We start from the raw sequence: 21487 nt of genomic DNA, 5'->3' as shown, positions 1-21487 counted from the left end.
TCTGCCGCGGCTTCGCGCTCGAACACATCGACGCCGACCAGCTCCAGTCGCGCCTGGACGCGGCCCAGCGCGCCTCCACGGTGGACCAGCTCCGCGCCCTGGTGGCCGACATCCCCGCCGAGCAGGCTCCCGAGCCGGTAGTGAGCGCGGGAATGCAGCTCGCGCACCCGTCGCAGGTCTCGCCGCAGCAGACGATCGTGGCGGTGATGGCGGGCGCCACGCGCAAGGGAGCCTGGACCCCCTCGCGCCAACTCAACGTGATCGCGGTGATGGGGGGCGCCGAGCTGGACTTCCGCGAGGCGCGCATGCCCCCCGGCATCACCGAGCTGAACGTCTTCGCCTGGATGGGCGGCGTGGAGGTCGTCGTACCGCCCGGCGTGCGCGTGGAGATGAACGGGATCGCGCTGATGGGCGGCTTCGAGGAGCACAGCCGCACGCTGGACCCGCCTCCGCCGGACGCCCCGGTCCTGCGCATCGGCGGCTTCGCCCTGATGGGCGGCGTGGAGGTGAGCGTCCGCCACCCCGGCGAGACCGCCCGCGATGCCCGCCAGCGCCACCGCGAGCTCCGCCGCGCCGCCAAGGAGCAGCGCCGCCTGGGGGGGTGAAGGACCCAGTTCCTGGCGAGTGAATTCGCTGCAACAACAGCACAAAGTCCGCCTTCGCGGACTCGCGGGTCGAATCCCGCGTTCCTCGAGCCGGCTTCAGCCGCCTTCGCGTCGTTCCAGCCGGGGGCTTTAGCCCCCGGCGACCAGCCGCCGGACCGTCCCCGCCGCAGCCCCACCCCCCTAAGCGGCCCGCCCTTTGCCCAACCCGCCGCCATGACCCCGGACCACGACCCACGCACGCCCTCGACGCGCAAGCACACCCCCCCGAGCGCGCACGCCCGCCGCCCAAAGGTGCCGGGGCGGAGCACCTGGCTTCCGCTCTCGCTGGTGATGTTCTCGCTGCTCGGGCTGGTGCTGGTGCCGGCGCTCCTCCAGCGGCGGAGCGAGCTGCTGCGCCGCGAGATCATCGAGGTGGTGGAGCCGGCGCGCCGGTCCGAGGGCGAGCTGGACGAAGCGCTCGCCGTCGAGGTCTCGGCCGGGCGCGGCTACATCATCAACCGCGACCCCGCTTTCCTGGAGCGCAGCGCGCGCGCCGCCGACAAAGCCGAGCGCGAGATGGTAAACCTCGAGGGGTACGCGCGCCGTCTGGGTCCCGGAGTGGTGGTGCGCGTGGCCGACCTGCGCCGGAACGTGCGCGCCTGGCGCGAGCCCGGCGCGTCCCTCATCCACGGCGAGGGGCCCCCGGATCGCTTCGCCGCGCTGGTGGGCGTGCAACAGCAGCACTACGAATTGGCGCTCAAATCGGCCGCGGAGGTGCAGAAGGAGCTGGAAGCGATCGCCGCCAACCACCGTGACCGCATCCGCGGCTACGAGCGGATCGAGCTGGCCAGCTCCCTCTTCCTCACCGTGCTAGCGCTGGCCGCGGTCGGCGCCGTCACCGCGCTGACGGTGCGGGAGCGGCGGCTCGCGTCGCAGGTGGCGGTGCGCGTCGAAAAGGAGGCGTCGCTGCGCGCCCTCGCCCGCACCCTCAGCGGCGCGCTCTCGGTGAAGGAGATGGTGGAGAAGGTGGCGGAGGAGGCGGTGCACTCCACCCGCGCGTTCGGGGCGTACGTGGAGCGCGCCCAGGCGCACGAGGTGGTGGTGGTCGCGGGCTCGGGCGAGGGCGTACCCCCGCTCGGCACGCGGGCGCCGTACCCGGGCTCGCTCACCTCCGAGATCATCGAGGCGCGCGAGCCCCGCGCCCTCGCCGAGGTGGCGAAGATCGGCGAGTCGATGGCGCCGTACCTGGAGAAGTCGTGCGAGCGGTGCACCGGGCTCGTGGTTCCCCTCGCCGACGACGAGGGGGTGCTTGGCGCGCTGATCCTCCTCCGCTCGCCGGGCCAGGGCGCCTTCGGCGACGAGGAGGCCGCCCACGCCCGCGCCATGGGCGACCTCCTCTCCGTCGCCTTCCGCCGCGCGCTGGTGATGGAGGAGGAGCGCCGCGCCCGCTCCGAAGCGGAGACGGCGGTTCGCACGCGCGACGAGATGCTCTCCATCGTCTCGCACGACCTGCGCAACCCGCTCCACACGGTGGGGATGAGTTCCTCATTCCTCCTCGACGTCCTTCCCGAGGGCAAGGGGGGCGAGATGGTGCGCAAGCAGCTCGCGATCATCAAGCGCTCCACCGACAGCATGAACCGGATGATCGAGGACCTGCTCGACATCACGCGCATCGAGACGGGGCGGCTGGCGGTGGATTGCTCGATGGTGGAGGTCCCCACCCTGCTGGACGAGGTGGAGTCGATGATGCGCCCGCTGGCGGAGCGCGCCGGGCTGCGGATGGAGTGCCATGCTGGCGACCGCCTACCCGTTCTGTACGCCGACCGCGACCGGCTGGTGCAGGTGTTCAGCAACCTGGTGGGGAACGCCATCAAGTTCACCCCGGAAGGGGGCATCGTCACGCTGCGCGCGGAGGGGATGGGGGGCGCCGTGTGCTTCCAGGTGGCGGACACCGGCGCGGGGATTCCGGCGGAGCACCTGCCGCGCCTCTTCGACCGCTTCTGGCAGGCGCGCCGCACCGACCGGCGCGGGCTGGGGCTGGGGCTCCCCATCGTGAAGGGGATCGTGGAGGCACACGGCGGCCACGTGGAGGTGGCGAGCACGCCGGGCGCGGGAAGCACCTTCTCCTTCACCCTCCCCGCCGCGCCCGCCCGTTGACTCGCGGGGTGCGGCACGGTACCATCGGTTGCATCCACCAACCGGGCGCTCCCCATGGAATCACCCCTCCACGACGAAGCCGAAGCGTTCCACCGTGCCCTGGGCGACGTGGTGCGCCTCCAGCAGCACCGCTCGCGCGACCGCGTGGCGTTTTACGGCATCACCGTGTCCGGCGCGCACGCGCTGGAGGCGCTGGAGCGGCTCGGGCCGATCTCGCTCAACCGCTTGGCCGCCGAGCTGTTCGTGGACAAGAGCACGGCCAGCCGCATCGTGGCCGCGCTGGAGTACCGCGGCTGGGTGACGCGCACCGCCGACCCCGCCGACCGCCGCGCCCTCCAGCTCCACCTGACGGACGAGGGGTTTGCGCTCCAGGACCAGCTCCGCTCCGATGCCGTCTGGGAGATGCAGGCGGTGCTGGCGGGAACGGACGCGGCGGTGCGCCGCACCACGCTCAACTTCATCCGCGACCTGGCCCGCACCGCCGCCCTGCACGCGGGTGCCACCGAGGCATCCTGCTGCCAGTAGTCCCACGCGGAGACGCGGAGACGCAGAGCTAACTGCAACTGCGTGGCTCACACAGAGACACAGAGATACAGAGAGAACGGCAAAAGGTTTTCTCTGTGGCTTGCGGTTCCCTCTGTGTTCTCTGTGCGAGGCTTTTCGTCGGTTTTCGATTCCCTTACCGAGACGCGGCATGCGGCGGCTGGTCCTCTTCGACATCGACGGAACCCTTCTCACCGCGGACGGCGCCGGGAAGCGGGCGCTGCACGACGCGCTGGTGGACGTGTTCGGCACCACCGGCCCCATAGACGGCTACTCCTTCGCCGGGCGCACCGATCCCGAGATCGTCCACGCCCTCATGAGCGCCGCCGGGCTCCCGCGCGACGAGATCGACCGCCGCCTCGCGGACCTCTGGACGCACTACGTCGCCAACCTGCGCCGGGAGATGGAGCATACCCAGGTCGAGGCGCTCCCTGGGATTCCCGAGTTGCTGCGGCGTGTGGACGGGGCGGGCGGCGAGGTGGTGATGGGGTTGCTGACGGGGAACATCGAAGAGGGCGCGCGGATCAAGGTGGATGCCGCGGGGCTGGCGTGGGAGCGTTTCCGCGTGGGCGCATACGGCTCCGACCACGCCGACCGCCCGGAGCTCCCCGCCGTCGCCGTGCGCCGCGCACGCGAGCGGACGGGCGTGGAGTACGCGGGCAAGGAGATCGTGATCCTGGGCGACACCCCCTTCGACATCACCTGCGGCGCGCACCTGGGCGTCCGCACCATCGCCGTCGCCACCGGCCGCCACACCGCCGCCGACCTCGCCTCCCACACCCCCGACCACCTCTTCACCAACTTCCACGACACCGACGCCGCGTGGCAGGCGATTGTGGGGGAATGCTGAACGTTACGGCACGATAGGGGCTGTGCCATGGTTAAGCAGAAGCCGGTCCGCACCGTTGCGCAGGAGGAGACGCCCGTACGACGACTCGGGATAGACGAGGAGTACCCGGCCACCTGCCAGCGCGGCCGAGGGAGCGAGTATCGCGCGGTACCCGTCCGCCACGGCTTCGTGAGCGATTCGATGGCACAGCGGGTACGCCGTCCGCCTCGGTCCGGTGAGCGCCACAGCAGAGAGCCCCCGCCGCTCCAGTTCGTGTTCATCGTCGAGGTTCAGCACCGGAGCGACGTCTACGTGGATCGAGACCAGGTCGCGAGGCTGCGTCCGGCCGATGTCGGATAGCCCTGCATCGATGTAGTGTTTTCGGTACTCGGCGATGGCGCCTTCCGGCGTAAGCGCGGTGTACAGGCATGCGAGCCGTGGCCGCTGTGTGTTCCAGCGGCCACGCGCCAGCTCGATCCACCCGATGTGCAGCGGCTCGGTGCCTGCCGGGACGTGACGCCACACCGTGCGCCGGATCCTCACACGAAGACCCCCGCATCGAATCCGGCGAGCACCTCCAACACGGGGCGGAGCTTTCCTTCGCGCAGGTAGGAGATCGGCGTGCGGCCGCCGAGCGCGGGCACGGGCGCGTGGAGCCACCCGTGCGCACCCTCGGCATCGCGGAAGACGCGGGAGAGGAGGTACTTGAGCCGGTTCAGGCCCTGGATCCGCGGCCTGTGCCGTGGCGAAGCGAGGGTCTCGCGGCTCTTCCAGCGCAGAACGGTCCGCTCGCTCGCGCGGACCACCCGCCCGATCTCGCGATAGCCGATCCCCAGTTCGTCATGCGCCCAGGCGATCACCTCGGCGTTCATCGAGCGTTCGGTCGTGTCGGTAGGCGCCATCATGGTTACCGATCGTCTGTTGGAATGCGTACACGATCCAATGGTGGCGGCCGCCCGGTGCCACGTCAAGTGACATCGTAAATGTCATCTTTCCGGCGTGGCTCAACTGCATGGTTTGCTTAGGTTTAAGTGTTGCTGCGCTCAGGGTACGCCACACCGGGAACAAGCATGTCTTAGGCGTGGCGCAAACGGCATGTTCGCGCTCCTTGTGGTCCCCACACGAATCGCCCCGGCCTGAGAGATCTCGGGCCGGGGCGGTTTGCATTTGCGTGTGCGTCGACGATGGCGCGGCCGCGAGCGCCTGCGGCCGTTACCGGGGCAGCGGTGGGTAGGGGTCACCGCCGGAGAGGATGTGGCGGCTCTCGTCGTTCATCAGGACCCAGATGCTGTACGCGCCCACGAGGGTGCCGACCGGGATGTTCAGGAGGTGCAGGAAGGAGGAGATCAGCACCAGCATCCGCGCCCACGGCCGGCGCTTGAGCAGGCCCCATCCGCCCACCAGCGACGGGACCGAGAGGAGCCCCATCACCACCGCGATGAACCCCGCCACCAGCGCCAGGATTCCGGCCGTCTGCGCGTCGTCCGCAAAGAGCCCCAGACCGCCCACGAACCCTCCCACGGCCAGCGCCGCCAGCACTCCCAGGCCGCCGAACGCGATGTGGATCCAGGCGACGGTGTCGATGTGCTGCCGCATTGCAGGTGCTCCGGGTTCGAGGGTTGTCGTTGAAAGCTGAGTGCAGAACGGAACGAGCGGCGGCCAGGATTCAGTCGCGGAAGATGCGCTCCTCCGGAATGCCCCAGATGGCGGGCGTGCCCAGCTCCAGGCTGTTCCCCGCCGGGTCGCGGAAGTAGAGCGAACGCCCGCCGCCCGGCCAGTCGACCTCCATCTCCACCTCCACGCCGTGCGCCGCCAGGCGGGCGCGCCACTCCACGAGCTCCGCATCGGCCACGGCGAAGGCGGCGTGCCCCGGCCCGCTCGCGCCGTGCGGCGGAATCCTGCCGCCTTCCAGCGTCCGCGCGGGGTTGAAGACCAGGAAGACGCGGTCGCCGCAGCGGAAGAAGACGTGGCGGCCTGGGACGCACGAGATCGTCTCCAGCCCCAGCACGTCCGCGTAGAAGCGCTCCGCCGCCTCCAGGTCGTCGGCGTAGAGGCTGGTCTCCAGGATCTCGCGGAGGCGCACCGTCACGAGGCCGGGACGATGCGCAGGACGCGACCGCCGGCCAGCAGCAGGTACAGCTCGCCCTGCGCGTCCTCGCCGAAGGAGGGGACGTTGCCGATGCTCCCCACCGCCCAATCGCGCCGGTCGGTGACCGCGCCGTTCGCCATGCGGAAGCTGCGCAGCCAGCCGCCGCAGAAGTCCGAATAGAAGTAGGTACCCCGCAGTGCGGGCATCGCGCTTCCGCGGTACACGTAGCCGCCGGTGATCGAGCAGCCGTCGCCGTGGCCGTACTCCAGCACCGGGAGCGTCTTGCCGGCGGCGTCGCAGGTGGAGCCGTTGGGGTAGCAGTGCGCCCCTTCCATCACGTTCCACCCGTAGTTGAGCCCGGCCGCGTTGGCGGGGACGACGTCCACCTCCTCCCACGCGCTCTGGCCAACGTCCGCCACGAAAAGCGTCCCCGCCTCGCGGTCCCAGGCGAAGCGCCACGGGTTGCGCAGGCCGATCGCCCAGATCTCGGGCCGCCCGCCGCCGCCCGCGAAGGCGTTGCCGGCGGGGATGGCGTACGGCTCGGCGCCGTCCACGTCCAGCCGCAGCATCTTGCCCAGCAGCGACGCGGGGTTCTGGCCGTTCCGCTGCGGGTCGCCGCCGCCGCCCCCGTCGCCCGTGGCCAGGTACAGCCGCCCGTCCGGCCCGAACGCCACCAGCCCGCCGTTGTGGTTGGACGCGTCGCGGTGCGCGATGGTGATGATGTTGCGCGCCGTCGCCGCGTCGGCCCGCGCGCGGTCCGCCGAGACGCGGAAGCGGTCCACGCGGATGTCGCCGGTGCGGTCCGTGTAGTAGACGTAGAAGAAGCCGTTCTGCGCGTAGCGGGGATGGAACGCCATGCTCAGCATCCCCCGCTCCCCTCCGGACCCCACGCGGTCGGCGATGTCCAGGAACGGGGTCGCGAGGACCGCTCCGTTCTCGACGATGCGGATGCGCCCCGCCTGCTCCACCACGAAAAGCCGCGCGTCGTCCGCGGGCGAGGTGAGGAAGACGGGCGACGCGAGGCCGGAGGCGACTTCCTGGAGGCGGAGCGCTTCGACGGCGGGGGGCGGATCGATGGGGTCGTCGCCGGTGCACGCGGCGAGCGCCAGGAGCAGGAGTGCGGATGCGCGCAGCATGGGTCCTTGCGGATCGGGTTCTACGCCTGCGTCTCCCCGCCTTCCCCGAAAAAGTCGCCCAGCAGCGTCTTCGCCTCCTCCAGCCGCTGGCGGGGAACGACGACGCTCACGCCGTACATGGAGGGTCCCTGGTAGCCTGCGCCCCAGATCCCCACGTGCGCGCCGTGCACCCGCGCCGGGATGCCGGCCTCCTGCAGCGTGGCCGCCGCGAACTCGGCCTCCAGCACCGTGCCGAAGCTTCCTGCCACCTCCCAGGGAGGGCCTTCCAGGAACATGCGCGTGGAGTTCAGGGATGCGTCAGGGTGCGTCCGTCATGTTAACCGGAGCGGGTGCGGGGCGTCCAGTGGGCCCCCTCCCCCCCTCCCCCGCCTGCGGGGGCGCAGGGCGGGTGAGGGGGAGAACTCCGCGCGCGCTTCGCAGATGCCCTGTAGGGGCGCGATTCATCGCGCCCGTGCCCCGCGCGGCTCCGCGGCCCGCCGCCTCGATACCCGTGGCTGCGGGCCCACGTGTCTGCCCGCCCGTGCCCAGCGCTGCTCCACGGCCCGCGCAACGAACCGATGCCGGTAGGGGCAGACCCACGTGTCTGCCCGTGCCTGCCGTAGCCCCGAACGCTGCGTCAGTTGATGAACACCACGCCGCCGCTGGACCCGCCGAAGCGCGGGTTCACCACGCTGTTGTAGATGGAGCCAAAGGTGTAGCTGAGCCCCACCGAGGCGAAGTAGCGAAAGGCGGTGAGCTGCTCGATCTCGCGGGTGAGGATCTCTTCGGGGGTGCCCGTGCGGTCGCGGATGTTCAACTGGTCGCGCACGCGGGAGCCGCTCGCAAAGAAGTTGAGCGAGAGGCCCTTGAAGAGGCGCACGTCCGCGTTCCCAAAGAGCACCAGCCGGTTGCGCGCCGCGTCGTCCAGCAGGTGCGCGGCCTCGGCCGAGACGCCGATGGAACCCCAGGGCTGCTTCAGGTCGAGCGAGGTGGTGAGCGAGTGCTCCACCCGCGTCTCGTCGAGCTTGCCGAAGCGGGTGCGCTCGTCGTACGCCGCGCTGATGCCGGATACGGCGTACTGCAACGTGAGCTGCCGCCGGGTGGATTCGGAGTACGGAAAGACGTTGTACTCCACCGCCGGGCCGGCGCGCACGAGCCGGTCGTAGTTGGAATACGTGGAGCGGAGCGCGGACGCCTTCGCGCCGGCGGACCAGTGCGCCCCCAGGCTGCGCACCACCAGCGCGGAGCTGCTGTACGTCTCCTGCGAGCTGACGAAGGTGCTGGTGTCGGTCAGCTCGTACTCGCTGCGGCTGCTGTTGGCGTTCAGCGAGAGGCGCGTCTTCCAGCCGGCCGTCACGCGGTTCGCCGAAAGCGAGCCGTTCAGGTCGCGCGAGGTGTAGCTGCTCTCCCCGTTGAAATACCCGCGCACGCCCGCGCGAAACGTCCAGTGGTCCCACGGATCGCGCCCCTCGGCGGCCTTGGGGGCGCTCTCCGCGGCGCCGGGGATCGTCACGCGCAGACGGGCGCCGGCGGGCGAGTCGGCGGCGTAACGCACCAGCCCCAGCTTGATGATCTCCGCCAGCCCGCGCCGCACCTCGTCCTCCGTCTGGCTCGGCCCGGAGGTGAAGCGGAGAGTCTGGCTCACCCCCTGGAAGCGCCTGAGGCCGATGAACTCCAGGGTGTGCTCCCCGCCGCCGCTCCCGGTCTGCTGGCGGGTGATGAGCACGTGCACGTCCGCGTCCTGCCGGTCGCGGACGTAGCCCACCCAGTTGATCTCGGTGCGATAGAAATCCTGGTCGCAGTGGAAGCCGTTGCAGTCCAGGAACACCCGCACGGCCTCGGGCTGCGCGGCCGGGGCGGTCTGCTGGGCGGCAGCCGGCGCCACCGCCACCAGGGCGGCGACGAGCGCGATGATGCGGAGCATGGGATAGGGGGCGCGGGGAACTTCCGGGGGAACATCTGGAGCGCAAGAGTATGCCAGGCTGAATGGCGCGAGTCAAGCGCCACCGCGCCGGACGATATCCATCGCACGCGGAGGCGCGGAGAGAACTTCCTCCGCGCCTCCACGTGGTTTTCAGATGTCGGATTGAATCAGACGTTGTCGAAGCGCTGCTCCACGGGAGCGGGGCCGCCGCGCTCGGCGGTCCTGGCGGTGGGGGCGCCGCGCTCCATCAGGAAGGCGTGCTGCACGTACGCGCCCGCGACGCCGCCCAGCAGGGGGGCGAGCCAGTACACCCAGTGCGCATCCCAAACGCCGCTCACCAGCGCGGGTCCAAAGGCGCGCGCCGGGTTCATCGCCGCGCCCGTCATCGGCCCGATCGCCATGATGTCCAGCGCCACGGTGAGGCCGATGGCGAGGGGGAACACCGTTCGCGGCGCCCGCTCGTCCACCGCCGTTCCGAAGACGACGAGCACCAGGAAGAAGGTCGCGATCGCCTCCAGCACGAGCGCGCCCCACACGGTGATCCCGTCCGCCACGCCGGGGGTGCCGTCCGCCGCCACCTCCGCCCCGAAGGCGCCCGCGAGCAGCGCCGAAGCCAGCAGCGCGCCCGCGAGCTGCGCGCCCACGTACATGGCGCCGCGGCGCAGATCCATGCGGCCGGTGGCCACGAAGCCCGCCGTGACCGCGGGGTTGAAGTGCCCGCCCGAGTTGGCGCCCAGCGCCGCCACCATCACGAAGATGGCCAGCCCGTGCGCGAAGGCGACGGTGGTGAGCGACGTCGCGCCCTCGTTGCCGCTCAGGTTGCCGGCGCTGATCGCCAGGATGCCGGCGAAGCAGAGCGCAAAGGTGCCGATGGCCTCGGAGACTAGGGCGCGGATCAGACGGTCGGGCATGGCGGGGCCGGTGGGTTGAGGGAGGACGGGGATGTGGCTGGCCGCAATGTCCGCGCGGAGCGGCGCGCCGTCAAGCGCGCGAGGGTGCGGCGGCGGGCGCGGCATCGGGGCCGGGGCGGGCGCGGCCCTCGATCCCCAGCCCCAGGAAGATCGTCCCCAGCACCAGGATGGCGCTGGTGATGAAGGGGTACTGCGTCCCCAGGTGATCGAACGACCACCCGGCCCAGAGCGGCCCCAGCACACGCGTCGCGCCGCCGAAGGTCTGCTGGACTCCCATCATCACTCCCCGCTCGCGCGGCAGGATCACCTGCGACAGGAGCGAGGTCACGCAGGGGAAGGTGAACGCCGTCCCCACGGGCACGAGCGAGATGGCGAGCCCCAGGAAGACCCAGCGCCACTCGATCTGCATCCCCCCGACGCTCAGCATCCCCGGAACGCGCCAGGTGAGGGGAAGCGCCAGGAGCCCGATCCCCAGCAGCCCCTGACCGTAGCGCGACAGCCGCGCCTCGCCGAAGCGGTCCACCACCGGCCCCAGCACCAGCGCGCGCATCAGCACCGAGATGGCGCCGTTCCACGCGAAGACGTAGCCGATGTTGTGCTCGGTGAAGCCGAAGCGCGCCGCCAGAAAGAGCGCCAGCACCGCCGTGAACCCCGAGAACGCCCCCATCCCGATGGCGTAGATCCAGATGAGGCGCGGCGCCGCCTCGCCGGGGTTGGTGATGACGCGCATCACGGCCTCGCGCGGGCGGCGGGGCGGCGGCGCGCCCATCTCGTCGCGCGACACCACGCGCGATTCCGGCAGGAACCTCCAGGCGAAGAGCATGTTCGCCAGGCACAGCCCGGCCGCCATCAGCCCCGGCGCGGAGCGGCCGCCCCACCCCAGCGACGCCGACCCCAGCAGCGGCCCGATCGTCACCCCCACGTTGGTCGCGGCGGAGAGCCATCCCAGGCTGCGCGCGCGGTTCTGGGGCTCCGTAGCATCGGCGACGTACGCCTGCACCACGCCCACCGTCCCCCCGCCCGCGCCCTGCACCAGACGGGAGAGGAAGAGAACCGTGAGCGACTGCGCGTAGGCGAACACCACGTACGCGATGGCGGACGCAAAGAGCCCCACCAGGAGCGCCGGCCGGCGCCCGTAGCGGTCCGAGACGCGCCCCCACAGCGGCGCCGAGAGGAGCTGCGCCGCCGAGAAGGCGGACACCAGCACGCCCACCATCAGCCCGCCGCCGCCGAGGTTCTTGGCATAGAACGGGAGCAGGGGGATCACCATGAGGAGACCCACCATGTCCACGAACGCCGTGATCATCAGGACGGCCAGCTTGCCCAGACGCGCTCCTTGGATGGGGATGGGGGCGGGCTACGGCGCACAACGTACCCGCGCGAACCGGCGAAGGAAAGTGCGTGAGTGCGTGAGTGCGTGAGTGCGTGAGTGCGCTGCAATTCTGCATACGACGCCGACCCGCCCCGCGCGAGACGGCTTCAGCCTTCTTCCCGTCGTTCCAGCCGGGGGCTTCAGCCCCCGGCGGCCGGATGCCCGGGTGCGTTCACCGCCCGGCGCCCGCGGCGCCCGCGGCCATCACCCGCACCACCGGATACACCCCCGGCGTCTTCTCAAGCGCGGCGTCCATCAGGTTCCAGTTGAGGAAGCCATCGTCCGAGCGCGGCTCCAGCAGGGTGAACGCCAGGCGGCCGAGCGGCTGCGAAGAGGTGATGCGCAGCGTCCCGGCCGGCACGACGCGCTCCGTGCGGACGTAGCGGCCCCACACGCGGCGCTCGCGGTGGTTCTGGAAGGGCTGCTCCGCGGTGCGCGTGGAGTCGATGCGGAACTCCTCCACCATCATCCGCTGCGGAGCGGCGAGGCATTCCGAGCGGACGCCGTGCGCGGCCAGCCGGTCGGCCACCTCCGCCAGCTCCGCGGGAACGAGCCAGGCGGCGGGCACCACCTCCGTCTCGTCAGCCTCAAAGGTGGAGAAGTCCGCCATCCGCTCCGGGCGCACCACGTCGCGCCGGCGCATCATGAGCTCGCCGGTGTAGGGGTGGCGCAGGGTGTCGACGGCGCCCATCAGGATCTCGATGGGCTGCGCGCCGCGGTGCAGCCGCGCGGTGACAGCCAGCCGCTCGCCCGCCAGCGTGCGGCGGTCCGCGGCCTCGGTCGCGCGGCGGATGCGGGTGGCGTTCGCGTGCGCCCACCCCAGCACCTCCTCCACGAACTCGCCCGTCACCGCGATGCGGTCTTCGAAGGGTAGATACGCGAACGCCTCGCTCAGGATGCCGAAGCGGTTGCGCAGCCCCGCGTAATTGTTGCTGAAGCGCGGGCGGTGGTCGAACGTGTACCACCCGCGCTCCGCACCGCGCGCCGCCGCCCACGTGCTCTCCGGGTTGGGGACGTTGCCGTAGTCGTGCAGCTCGCGCCCGTGCTTCCGCTTCATCGCCCGCATGACCGCGGGGAGCCACTCGCCGTTCAGCGGCCCCGCCACCAGCGCATCGGTGTTTGGGTGCAGCGGGGTCGCGTAGGTCAGGTGGTACGCGTGGAAGGTGCCGTTGGTCGTGTGCAGGTCCACCCACACGTGCGGGTCGTACGCGCGCGCCATCTCCAGCAGCGAGCGCGCCTCGGGCGAGTCCAGCTTGGTGTGGTCGCGGTTCAGGTCCAGCCCCTGCGCGTTTGGCCGCTGCCCCATCCCTCCGATCGGCCCCAACTGGTGCGGCCGGTTCGTGAGGTTCACCCGCTCGTTCCCATCGGCGTTGTAGATGGGCGCGATGAGGAGGACGAGCGAGTCGGCCCACGCCGCGTGCTCCCCGCTCGCGAGCTGGCGCAGAAGCACCTGGAGCGCCTCCTTCCCCTCCACCTCACCCGCGTGGATGTTGCCCTGGAGGTAGACCACCGTCTTCCCCGACGCGCGCACCGCTTCGGGCGATGCGTCGCGCACGTTCCCCACCACGGCGAGCGGAAGGGGGCGGCCCTCCAGCGTGTAGCCAAAGGTGGTGAGGTGGATGCGCGGCGAGCGGGCGTCGACCGCCTCCATGAACGCGACCACCTCGTCGTAGCGCGACGTCTCGCGGAAGCCGGTGCGCTCGGGACGGGTGCGCGGCTCCGTCTGGGCGGCGAGGGGCGCGGCCACGATGAGCGCGGCCAGCGCGGTCCGGCGGATGGATGCGGGCATCACGGGTACGGTCTGGGGGCGAGTGGGCCTTCGTGCGGACGAAACGTAGCGGGCGGGGGCGCACACGCAACCGCCTGCGTGCGTCCCCACGCAGATCTGGCCCAAGCTGCGCGCATGGCATTTCAACCGCCTCGCGGGAGTGTCCACGGTGCAGAAGTTTGGGGCCGGTTCTTGCCGGTTCGGAAAGGTGCCTGTAATGTAAGAGTGTAACCTAAATTCAAGTAAACACAGTGCACAGCGCGCTCTGACGCGCACCGTTCGGCCACCCCTCCACGGAGGGGCACATGGCTGACCGCGACCGCGACGCGTCCATGGAGCGCATCCGCGCGCACGCCCGCGAGCAGGTCGCGCGGACGTCGCTGCGCAAAGTCGCCGTGCGCGCCGGAGTCAAAGTGGGCGCCACCAAGAAGTTCGTGGACGGATCCGAGCCGTACGAGCGCAACGCGCGCCTGTGGAGGAAGTGGTACGCCCGCGAGCTGCGCGAGGGCCTCGCCGGCGCCGCTGACGACGCCCTGGCCGCCGAAGACGCGCGGATCGCCCTCGAGCTTCTCCTCCTCGGCATCCCCGAGGAAGACCGCGAAGCCGCCATCCCCCGCGCCGCCGCCCTCCTGCGCGGCCTCTTCCAGTCCCTGGGCCACAACGCCCCCCAGTGGACCTCCGACCTGGAGTCGTAGCGGGCTCCCCCTCTCCCCGGCCCTCTCCCCCGCAAGCGGGGGAAAGGGTGCACTCCTCCCCGGGTCGGCATCTCGTCGCGGCGCGACTCATCGCGCCCACCCCTGCCCCCGCTCCGCCCCCACCCCTCGCCACCGATCTCGGTAGGGGCAGACCTGCGTGTCTGCCCACCCCAACCCCCGCCCCAATCCCCGCCTGACGCACAGATCTCGTAGGGGCGCGATTCATCGCGCCCGTGCCCGCCCCCGCCCCGCCCCCAACCTGCGGCCCCGATCTCGGTAGGGGCAGACCTATGTGTCTGCCCACCCCCGCCGCCGCCCCAATCCCCGCCTGACGCACACCAATCCCGTAGGGGCCGCCCCACGTGGCTGCCCGTGCCATCCCGCGCACCGTCCTCCGCCCATCAGGCCGTCCCCACCTCGCTGCGCTCGGGCGTTATCCCAACCATCTCCTCGCTCCACCGCCACAACCGTCGCGCGGCCTCGTCGTCCAGCGCCGCGGGGTCTGGCTCCGCGGGTCGCTCGTCGATCCAGTACCTCCCGCTTGACCTCCCCGCCTCCGGCGACGTCGCCAAAAAGATCACTGTCGCGGCGCCTTCCTCAGGCGTCTTGAGAAACCGGCGAAACAGCCGGATCGGCGGAAATCCGCGCATCAGCAGCTCCGTGGCGACGACACCGGGGTGCATGGCGTGCGCGACGATCCCGCTCTCGCGGCGCGCGAGCTCGCGGGTGAAGAGGAGGTTCGCCAGCTTCGTCACCCCGTACGTCCGCCAGCCGAAGTAGCGCCGCCGCATCTCCATGTCATCCCACGGGATGAACCGCCCCTTGTGCGCACCGGAGGAGACGGTGATCACGCGCCCGTCGCCCGCCGCACGCAGGCGGTCGAGAAGGAGGTCGGTCAGCAGAAAGGGCGCGAGATGGTTGACCGCCCACTGGAGCTCGATCCCATCCACGGACACGGCGCGCTTCCGCGTGTAGACGGCGGCGTTGTTCACCAGCACGTCCACACGCGGGTGCTCCGCCGCGATCTGCGCCGCCGCGGCGCGCACCTCCGCCTGCGACGACAGGTCCGCGCGCACCAGGCGCACGCGCTCGTTCCCCGTCTCCCGCGAGATCGACACGCGCAGCGCCTCGCCGCGGACGGCATCGCGCGCCACCAGGAGCACCGTCGCGCCCCGCGCCGCCAGCCCCCGCGCCGTCGCCCCGCCGATCCCTCCGGTGGCGCCCGTCACCACGCACACCTTACCCTCCATCCCGGCCTCCTCCGTTCGGCGGTTGAGCGCACCGTGCGCAACACTCATGCTGAGCCACGCCCGGCACGCCCGTTGCGACGGCGCGCCGACCCATTTACGCACCCACACCCCACGGAGGACGCATGCGGAGAAGCGGAATCATCCCGACACTCGCCATCGCGGCGCTGCTGGCCGCGTGCGGCGGCGGCGGCAACGCATCGAACGGCGCCACGGCGGACACCACGGCCGGCGCACCGGACGGCTCCGCTGCGCCGGCGCTGGACACAACCGGCGCGGGTACGGGCGCGGCCACCACCACGCCGCCTCCGATGCCCGGCGACAGCGCCACCGGAGCTATGCCGGCGGCGGGCGCCACGGACACCACCGGCGTCTCGGGCACCCCGGTGAGCGGCGCGGGCAACGGCGCGGGCAACGGCGCGACCACCACGCCGTGACACGCACCCCCGCCTCGGCAGGCGTGAGGCGAGGCGGGAACGGGGCGCGCACACCGCGCCCCCCGCGCCACGTGCGGGTGAACCATCGGAGCAGAGGAGAGGACGGGTGCTCAAGCTGATCGAGAACGGGGAAGTCTACACGCCGGCGCCGGTGGGGAAGCAGCAGGTGCTCCTCACCGACGGCAAGATCGGCAAAGTGGGCGAGGTGGACCGCCGCGCCGTCGAGTCCGTGGGCGTGGAGTGCGAGGTGATCGACGCCACGGGGTGCCTCGTGGTCCCCGGCTTCATCGACCCCCACATGCACCTCCTGGGCGGGAGCGGCGAGGAAGGGTTCGCCACGCAGACCCCCGAGTTCTTCATCGGCGAGATCGTGCCGTACGGCATCACCACCGCGGTGGGCGCGCTGGGGGTGGACACCACCATGAAGACGATGGCGGGGCTCCTGGCCAAGGTGAAGGGCCTCAACGAGCAGGGGCTCAACGCGTACCTCTGGACGGGGGGCTACAACGTCCCGCCCACCTCCATCATGAACTCGGTGCGCGACGACATCATGTTCCTGGAGGAGGTGATCGGCACCGGCGAGGTCGCCATCTCCGACCGGCGGGCGATGAACACCAGCGCGGTGGAGCTGGCCCGCGTCGTCAGCGACACCTACATCGGCGGGATGCTGGCCAGGAAGTCCGGCGTGACGCACTTCCACGTGGGCGAGATGGACCGACGCCTGGAGCCGCTGCGCCTGATCCTGGACGAACACGACATCGACCCCCGCTGCGTCTACCCCACGCACGTGCAGCGCAACGAGAAGCTGATGGCCGAGGCCGTCGAGCTCACCAAGCGCGGGTGCAACGTGGACGTGGACACCATCGCGGAGGACCTGGCGAAGTGGCTCCGCTTCTACCTGGACGCGGGCGGCGACCCCGCGTGCCTCACCGCGTCGTCGGACGCCTCCATCAGCAGCCCGCGCGTGCTGTCGGAGCAGGTGCGCTCGTGCGTGACGAAGCACGGCTTTCCGCTGGAGCAGGCGCTCTCGCTGGTCACGCGCAACACCGCGCGCATCCTGAAGCTGGAGATGAAGGGGACGCTGGAGAAGGGGAAGTGGGGCGACATCCTCCTCCTGGAAAAGGGCACGCTGGAGATCGTCCACGTCCTGTCCAAGGGCGTCTTCATGGTGCGCGACGGGAGCACGGTGGTGGAAGAGAAGTTCCTGGAGGACAGCATGCGGGCGATCCACCTGGTGGGAGGGAAGTGCCCCGACCGTGGCACCGAAGGGTCGCGGCAGTGAACGTTCAACCGATTGGAGGCGCGATGAAGACGAAGCGGATGATCCCGGCGCTGGCGCTGGCGGCGATGCTGGGCGCGGCCGCGTGCGGCGGCGGCGACGAGGGCGGGAAGGCGGGCGATGCGGCGACCACCGACGCGGGCGCGGCGGGCACCACCACCGCGGATCCGGCGATGACCAGCGGCACCACGGGCACCACCGATCCCACCGTGACCGGCGGCACCACGGGCGGCGCCACCACCGCCGCGACCGCGGACACGGCCGGGCAGAGCCCCGGATTCGACGCATCCACGGCGGGCGGGCCGGCCGGCACCAACAGCGGCGCATCCACGCCCGCGGAGACCCCCGCCCCGGCCCCCCGGCCCTGACGCGCGGATGTTGCGAGCTCGTCCCGCGTCGCGGCCGTGGAGCCGCGGCGATTCACCGTATCAGGTACTGGAGAACGCAATGAAGAAGCTTCTATCGACCCTGGCCCTGGCCGCGATGTTCGGCGCCGCGGCGTGCGGCGGCGGCGGTGACGATGGAGAGGGCGGCGCCGCGGGCGACACCGGCGGCGCGGCCACGACGGATGCCGGCACCGGCGGCACGACCACGGACCCCGCCATGAGCGGCACCACCGACCCCGCGGCCGCCGGCGGCGCCGCCGGCACGACGGCGACCGGCACCACCGGCACCGGCCTGACCGCGGACACGACCGGCATGGGCGCCGGCGCCGGCACGACGGGCGGCACCACGGGTGGAACCACCGGCACTACCCCGTAACCGCCCAACGAATCACACCCAGGAGGGGGTCCCGCAACGGCCCCCGTCGCTTATCCAAGCCCCCTCTCTCGATGACAGGAGGGCGCAGCCCTCTCCTGTTATCGGGAGAGGGGGCAGTCGAGTGTAACGAGACGGGGGTGAGGGCCTCCGCCGCCACGCAAATAGCCATGCCCGACCCCCACCCCACCGCCACCGCCGTCCACCGCGCCCGCGCCCGCCTCGGCGAAGGCCCCTCGTGGGACGCCGCCGAGGGAGTGCTCTGGTGGGTGGACGTGTGGGACTACCGCGTGCACCGCTGGGACCCGCGCACGGGCGACGACCGCGTCTTCGACATGGGCGAGGCCACCGCCTTCGCCGTCCCCGCACGGGGCGGCGCCGTGGTGGGGCTGCGCCAGCGCGTCGTGCGCCTGGACGTGGCGACAGGCCAGGTGGAGACGCTCGCCGAGGTTCCGGGACTCGACCCTCGCGAGCGCATCAACGACGGCAAGTGCGACCCTCGCGGCCGCCTCTGGTTCGGCACCCAGGCGAAAGAGGACGGCAAGGCCTCCCTCTGGCGGCTCGACGGCGCCGGCCTAGAGCGCATGGGCGGCGACCTCACCATCGCCAACGGTTTCGCGTGGAGCCCGGACGAGGGCACGATGTACCTCTCCGACTCGCCCGCGAAGCGTATCTACGCCTACCCGTTCAACGCGGACGCGGGCACGCTGGGGGAGCGCCACCTCTTCGCCGATCTTGCGGAGGAGGACAGCTTCCCGGATGGCGCCTCCACCGATGCCGAGGGGTGCCTCTGGTCGGCGCAGTGGGAGGGCGGGTGCGTCCTCCGCTTCGCGCCGGACGGGCGGCGGGCGGGCCGGATCGAGCTCCCCGTGCCCATCCCCACGAGCTGCGCGTTCGGCGGGGAGGGGCGGCGCGAGCTGTACGTCACCACCGCGCAGATCGGCCTGGGCGACGAGCAGATCGAGGCCGCGTGGGAGTCCGGCGACCTCTTTCGCCTCGAGATGGATGTGCCCGGAGAGCCGGTCTCCTCCTTCGTGTATTGAGCGTGGCTTGATCCTTGACTCTGAACCGCGCGATGCGAAAGACGGGTGACGGAACCGAGAGGGAGCGAATGTCGAAGACGGACGGGTCGGGGAAGATCGGGCGGCTGGTGGTGATCGGCGGCGCCGAGGAGAAAGAGGGCGGTGACATGGTGATCCTCCGCCGCGTGGTGGAGCTGGCGGGGGGCGACCAGGCGCGCATCATCGTCTGCTCGTCGCCGTCGGGCGAGGCGGAGGAGGCGTTCGAGACCTACCGCAAGATCTTCGAGGAGATCGGCGTGGCGGAGGTCATTCCCGCGGCCATCGAAGAGCGCAACGAGGCGGACACTCCCGAGCTGCTGGACGCGGTTAAGCGCGCGACCGGGTTCTTCATCACCGGGGGCGACCAGTTGAAGCTCGTGGCGCTGATCGCGGGGACGCACTTCGCGGAGGGGATCCGCGAACGGCTCTTCCACGACGGGCTGGTGGTGGCCGGCACCAGCGCCGGCGCCGCCGCCATGAGCAGCGTGATGCTGATCGGCGGCACCAGCGAGGGCTCGGTGCGGCGCGCGGACATCTCGCTTGCCCCGGGGCTGGGGCTGTGGCGCGACACCGTGGTGGACACCCACTTCAGCCAGCGCGGCCGCGTAAGCCGCCTGATGACGGTCTTCGCGCACAATCCGCAGGTGCTGGGCATCGGCATCGACGAGAACACCGCGGTGGAGGTGGAGCTGGGGGAGAGCTTCACGGTGCTGGGGGAGAACGCGGTGCTGGTCTTCGACGGCCACGTCACCCACTCCAGCGCTCCCAACGCGAGCGACGAGGACGTGCTGGCGCTGACCGACACGCTGGTCCACGTCCTCCCGACCGGGTACGGCTTCGACCTCGCGACGCACCGCCCCATCCTCCCCAACGGCGAGCGCGTGCCCACTCCGATTACGCCTACGAGCGCGGGGAGCCGCACCGCCGAAGTGGGGACCGGCACCTAATGGACGCGGCCAAGGACCCGCAGCTCGGCCACCAGCGCCTGATCCCGGACCGGGACCAGACGCCGGAGATGGCCGGCGTGGTGGACCGCAACATCGTCGCGCTCCTCGAGCGACGGCGCGAGGACGAGCTACGCAAGAGCACGCAGGACCGCATCGCCGACCGGGTGACGCGCTTCACGGGGAGTATGCTCTTCGTGTACATCCACCTGACGATCTTCGGCTCGTGGATCGTCGTCAACCTGGGGTGGACGCCGGTCCCGCGGTTCGATCCGTCGTTCGTGGTGCTGGCGATGATCGCGTCGGTGGAGGCGATCTTCCTCTCCACCTTCGTCCTCATCTCGCAGAACCGCATGCAGGCGCAGGCGGACAAGCGCGCCGACCTGGACCTCCAGGTCTCCCTCCTGTCCGAGCACGAGATCACCCAGCTCATCACCCTGGTGACCGAGATCGCCCGCCGGATGGACGTGGACGCGGCCAAGCACCCCGAGCTGCGCGAGCTGGCGCAGGACGTGGCTCCCGAGCGGGTGCTGGACCACATCGAGCACCACGAGCGGCAGGTGAACAGCCGGGGACGTTAGGCCGGGGTATCAGGACGTCGTACGCGCACGGATACGCGAGGCGCGGGAGCTTTTTTCCCGCGCCTCCTTCATTTCCAATGCCCTGCGGCTTTCCTACGAGAGCGCGAGCGAGCGGCGGGGGACCGGGCGCGCCTGATCGAAGAGCTCCTCCAACTCCGCGTCCGGCGCGGCCTCCCAGCCGGCCGGGATAGGGCTGAGGCGGCGCTTCTCCTCTCCCCGTTCGAAGCAGAGCCACCCGGACCCCAGCCCCGGCATCATCAGCCCGGGCGAGCGCAGACGGCGGTCCCGGCTGGTCCGGCGCTCCGGCCCGCTGTACACCACGCCCGTGGAGACGCGGCGCTCCACCATCCGCCTCTCCGCGCCCTGCACCGCAAAGGGCGTGACGTTCCACACCGTGCAGGCCTGTCCTCGCGAGTCTTCGAAATTACGTAGCGGCATCACCTTGGACGATAAAGGGTTCACCGCGCGGGGACGCACGACCCGTGCCGGAACAATCCCGTAACAGCTTGTAGCACCCGTGCTTACGCCGTCCGTTCACCCGCGCCGCCGCCGGTTTTCGGCGCGGCGCTACCCGTCAGCACGTCCTCGTAGAGGGCGTCCAGCGGCACCGCGAAACCTACCGCCGGAAGGTTCAGCACCCCGTCCGCCCCGCTCGACTCCGCGTAAATCCACTCGTCGCCTCGGCGCGTGAACGTCTCCACGCGCATTCGATCCTGCGCGATCAGGACGTACATCTGGAGAGTCTCCAACCGGCGGAAGTGCGCCCACCTTTCCCCGCGGTCGTACCGTTCCGTGGAGGGGGAGAGCACCTCGATGATGACGGTGGGGTTCAGCAGCGTGTCGAAGTGGTCGTCCTCCAGTCGCGGCTCGCCGCAAACGACGACCACATCCGGATAGGCGTACATCTCGGTCGCTCGAACCTTGATGCGCATCCGGCTGAGAAACGCGCTGCACGGCCCGCCTCGCAACCGGGTACCCAGCTCGCGTGCGAGATTTGTGACGATCAGATTGTGCGTGAGGTTCACGCGCGCGACCGCCAGGATATGTCCATCCACGTACTCGCTCTTCAGCTCCAGAGAGGCACGCTCCAGGGTGAGGTACTCCTGTGGGGTGAATCGCTGGTCGGGCGCCGTGTCCATCTTCCCTCGGGTGCGTGCGGCTGGTTCAGACCACACCCAGAGGATAGTCCCCG

Annotated in this window: 25 protein-coding genes; 12 read left to right on the top strand and 13 right to left on the bottom strand. The window is 71.1% G+C overall.

Going from position 1 to position 21487, the window contains the following annotated elements; genetic code table 11:
- The 4 genes from VF647_03890 to VF647_03875 all read left to right on the top strand — a co-directional run.
- Nucleotides 1–605 (top strand): LiaF domain-containing protein (locus tag VF647_03890; GenBank protein HEX8451212.1); only part of this gene is annotated, 605 nt, incomplete at its 5' end.
- A 213-nt stretch (nt 606–818) separates the two neighbouring features.
- Nucleotides 819–2741, top strand: coding sequence for a GAF domain-containing sensor histidine kinase (locus VF647_03885; protein ID HEX8451211.1), 1923 nt, complete (start codon nt 819–821; stop codon nt 2739–2741).
- Nucleotides 2742–2795: 54 nt separating this feature from the next.
- The gene (locus tag VF647_03880) at nt 2796–3266 is read left to right on the top strand and encodes a MarR family transcriptional regulator (GenBank protein HEX8451210.1); all 471 of its coding nucleotides are present in this window, start codon (nt 2796–2798) and stop codon (nt 3264–3266) included.
- Between the two features lie 169 nt (nt 3267–3435).
- Nucleotides 3436–4134 carry a haloacid dehalogenase-like hydrolase gene (locus tag VF647_03875; protein ID HEX8451209.1) on the top strand — a complete coding sequence of 233 codons (699 nt, stop codon included), beginning with the start codon at nt 3436–3438 and terminating at the stop codon, nt 4132–4134.
- A 3-nt stretch (nt 4135–4137) separates the two neighbouring features.
- On the opposite strand, the gene VF647_03870 is transcribed toward VF647_03875, so the two are convergent.
- The 10 genes from VF647_03870 to VF647_03825 form a co-directional block, all read right to left on the bottom strand.
- Nucleotides 4138–4638, bottom strand: a complete 501-nt coding sequence (locus VF647_03870; protein ID HEX8451208.1) for an RES family NAD+ phosphorylase — start codon at nt 4636–4638, stop codon at nt 4138–4140.
- Nucleotides 4639–4652: 14 nt separating this feature from the next.
- Complete coding sequence (locus VF647_03865; protein HEX8451207.1) at nt 4653–5018, bottom strand: antitoxin Xre/MbcA/ParS toxin-binding domain-containing protein; 366 nt, start codon at nt 5016–5018, stop codon at nt 4653–4655.
- 307 nt (nt 5019–5325) lie between these two features.
- Nucleotides 5326–5709, bottom strand: a complete 384-nt coding sequence (locus VF647_03860) for a hypothetical protein (protein ID HEX8451206.1) — start codon at nt 5707–5709, stop codon at nt 5326–5328.
- A gap of 70 nt (nt 5710–5779) precedes the next feature.
- Nucleotides 5780–6202, bottom strand: coding sequence for a VOC family protein (locus tag VF647_03855; GenBank protein ID HEX8451205.1), 423 nt, complete (start codon nt 6200–6202; stop codon nt 5780–5782).
- The gene (locus tag VF647_03850; protein HEX8451204.1) at nt 6199–7338 is read right to left on the bottom strand and encodes a PQQ-dependent sugar dehydrogenase; all 1140 of its coding nucleotides are present in this window, start codon (nt 7336–7338) and stop codon (nt 6199–6201) included. The genes VF647_03855 and VF647_03850 overlap by 4 nt, the downstream gene beginning before the upstream one ends.
- 20 nt (nt 7339–7358) lie before the next feature.
- Nucleotides 7359–7613 (bottom strand): DUF2007 domain-containing protein, encoded by a 255-nt coding sequence (locus tag VF647_03845; protein HEX8451203.1) that lies wholly within the window; start codon nt 7611–7613, stop codon nt 7359–7361.
- Nucleotides 7614–7954: 341 nt separating this feature from the next.
- The gene (locus VF647_03840; GenBank protein HEX8451202.1) at nt 7955–9241 is read right to left on the bottom strand and encodes a hypothetical protein; all 1287 of its coding nucleotides are present in this window, start codon (nt 9239–9241) and stop codon (nt 7955–7957) included.
- Between the two features lie 167 nt (nt 9242–9408).
- A complete protein-coding gene (locus VF647_03835; GenBank protein HEX8451201.1) occupies nt 9409–10152 on the bottom strand; it encodes an aquaporin in 744 nt (247 codons plus the stop codon).
- Between the two features lie 70 nt (nt 10153–10222).
- Nucleotides 10223–11458: an MFS transporter gene (locus VF647_03830; GenBank protein ID HEX8451200.1), complete on the bottom strand. Its 1236-nt coding sequence runs from the start codon at nt 11456–11458 to the stop codon at nt 10223–10225.
- 238 nt (nt 11459–11696) lie between these two features.
- Nucleotides 11697–13313 carry a M14 family metallopeptidase gene (locus VF647_03825; protein HEX8451199.1) on the bottom strand — a complete coding sequence of 539 codons (1617 nt, stop codon included), beginning with the start codon at nt 13311–13313 and terminating at the stop codon, nt 11697–11699.
- A 284-nt stretch (nt 13314–13597) separates the two neighbouring features.
- On the opposite strand from VF647_03825, the gene VF647_03820 reads away from it, so the two are divergent.
- Complete coding sequence (locus VF647_03820; protein HEX8451198.1) at nt 13598–13987, top strand: hypothetical protein; 390 nt, start codon at nt 13598–13600, stop codon at nt 13985–13987.
- Nucleotides 13988–14388: 401 nt separating this feature from the next.
- On the opposite strand, the gene VF647_03815 is transcribed toward VF647_03820, so the two are convergent.
- A complete protein-coding gene (locus VF647_03815) occupies nt 14389–15237 on the bottom strand; it encodes an SDR family NAD(P)-dependent oxidoreductase (GenBank protein HEX8451197.1) in 849 nt (282 codons plus the stop codon).
- A 122-nt stretch (nt 15238–15359) separates the two neighbouring features.
- On the opposite strand from VF647_03815, the gene VF647_03810 reads away from it, so the two are divergent.
- The 7 genes from VF647_03810 to VF647_03780 all read left to right on the top strand — a co-directional run bounded on the left by VF647_03810 (nt 15360) and on the right by VF647_03780 (nt 20295).
- The gene (locus VF647_03810) at nt 15360–15671 is read left to right on the top strand and encodes a hypothetical protein (GenBank protein ID HEX8451196.1); all 312 of its coding nucleotides are present in this window, start codon (nt 15360–15362) and stop codon (nt 15669–15671) included.
- Between the two features lie 106 nt (nt 15672–15777).
- Nucleotides 15778–16953, top strand: coding sequence for an amidohydrolase family protein (locus VF647_03805; GenBank protein HEX8451195.1), 1176 nt, complete (start codon nt 15778–15780; stop codon nt 16951–16953).
- Nucleotides 16954–16976: 23 nt separating this feature from the next.
- Complete coding sequence (locus VF647_03800) at nt 16977–17318, top strand: hypothetical protein (protein HEX8451194.1); 342 nt, start codon at nt 16977–16979, stop codon at nt 17316–17318.
- A 79-nt stretch (nt 17319–17397) separates the two neighbouring features.
- Nucleotides 17398–17712 carry a hypothetical protein gene (locus tag VF647_03795; GenBank protein HEX8451193.1) on the top strand — a complete coding sequence of 105 codons (315 nt, stop codon included), beginning with the start codon at nt 17398–17400 and terminating at the stop codon, nt 17710–17712.
- A gap of 167 nt (nt 17713–17879) precedes the next feature.
- Nucleotides 17880–18752, top strand: coding sequence for an SMP-30/gluconolactonase/LRE family protein (locus VF647_03790; protein ID HEX8451192.1), 873 nt, complete (start codon nt 17880–17882; stop codon nt 18750–18752).
- A 68-nt stretch (nt 18753–18820) separates the two neighbouring features.
- Entirely contained in the window at nt 18821–19717 is an 897-nt protein-coding gene (locus VF647_03785; GenBank protein ID HEX8451191.1) for a cyanophycinase, read from the top strand.
- Nucleotides 19717–20295: a DUF1003 domain-containing protein gene (locus VF647_03780; protein ID HEX8451190.1), complete on the top strand. Its 579-nt coding sequence runs from the start codon at nt 19717–19719 to the stop codon at nt 20293–20295. Before VF647_03785 ends, VF647_03780 begins: the two co-directional genes overlap by 1 nt.
- A gap of 93 nt (nt 20296–20388) precedes the next feature.
- On the opposite strand, the gene VF647_03775 is transcribed toward VF647_03780, so the two are convergent.
- Both VF647_03775 and VF647_03770 read right to left on the bottom strand, forming a co-directional pair.
- Nucleotides 20389–20733 (bottom strand): hypothetical protein, encoded by a 345-nt coding sequence (locus VF647_03775; protein ID HEX8451189.1) that lies wholly within the window; start codon nt 20731–20733, stop codon nt 20389–20391.
- Between the two features lie 83 nt (nt 20734–20816).
- Nucleotides 20817–21434, bottom strand: a complete 618-nt coding sequence (locus tag VF647_03770; GenBank protein HEX8451188.1) for a Uma2 family endonuclease — start codon at nt 21432–21434, stop codon at nt 20817–20819.
- Nucleotides 21435–21487: the final 53 nt, after the last annotated feature.

This window comes from Longimicrobium sp., assembly GCA_036387335.1.
Taxonomy (GTDB): domain Bacteria; phylum Gemmatimonadota; class Gemmatimonadetes; order Longimicrobiales; family Longimicrobiaceae; genus Longimicrobium.
The sequence above is the reverse complement of the archived record's forward strand: the minus strand, read 5'-3'. Positions and strand labels throughout refer to the sequence as shown.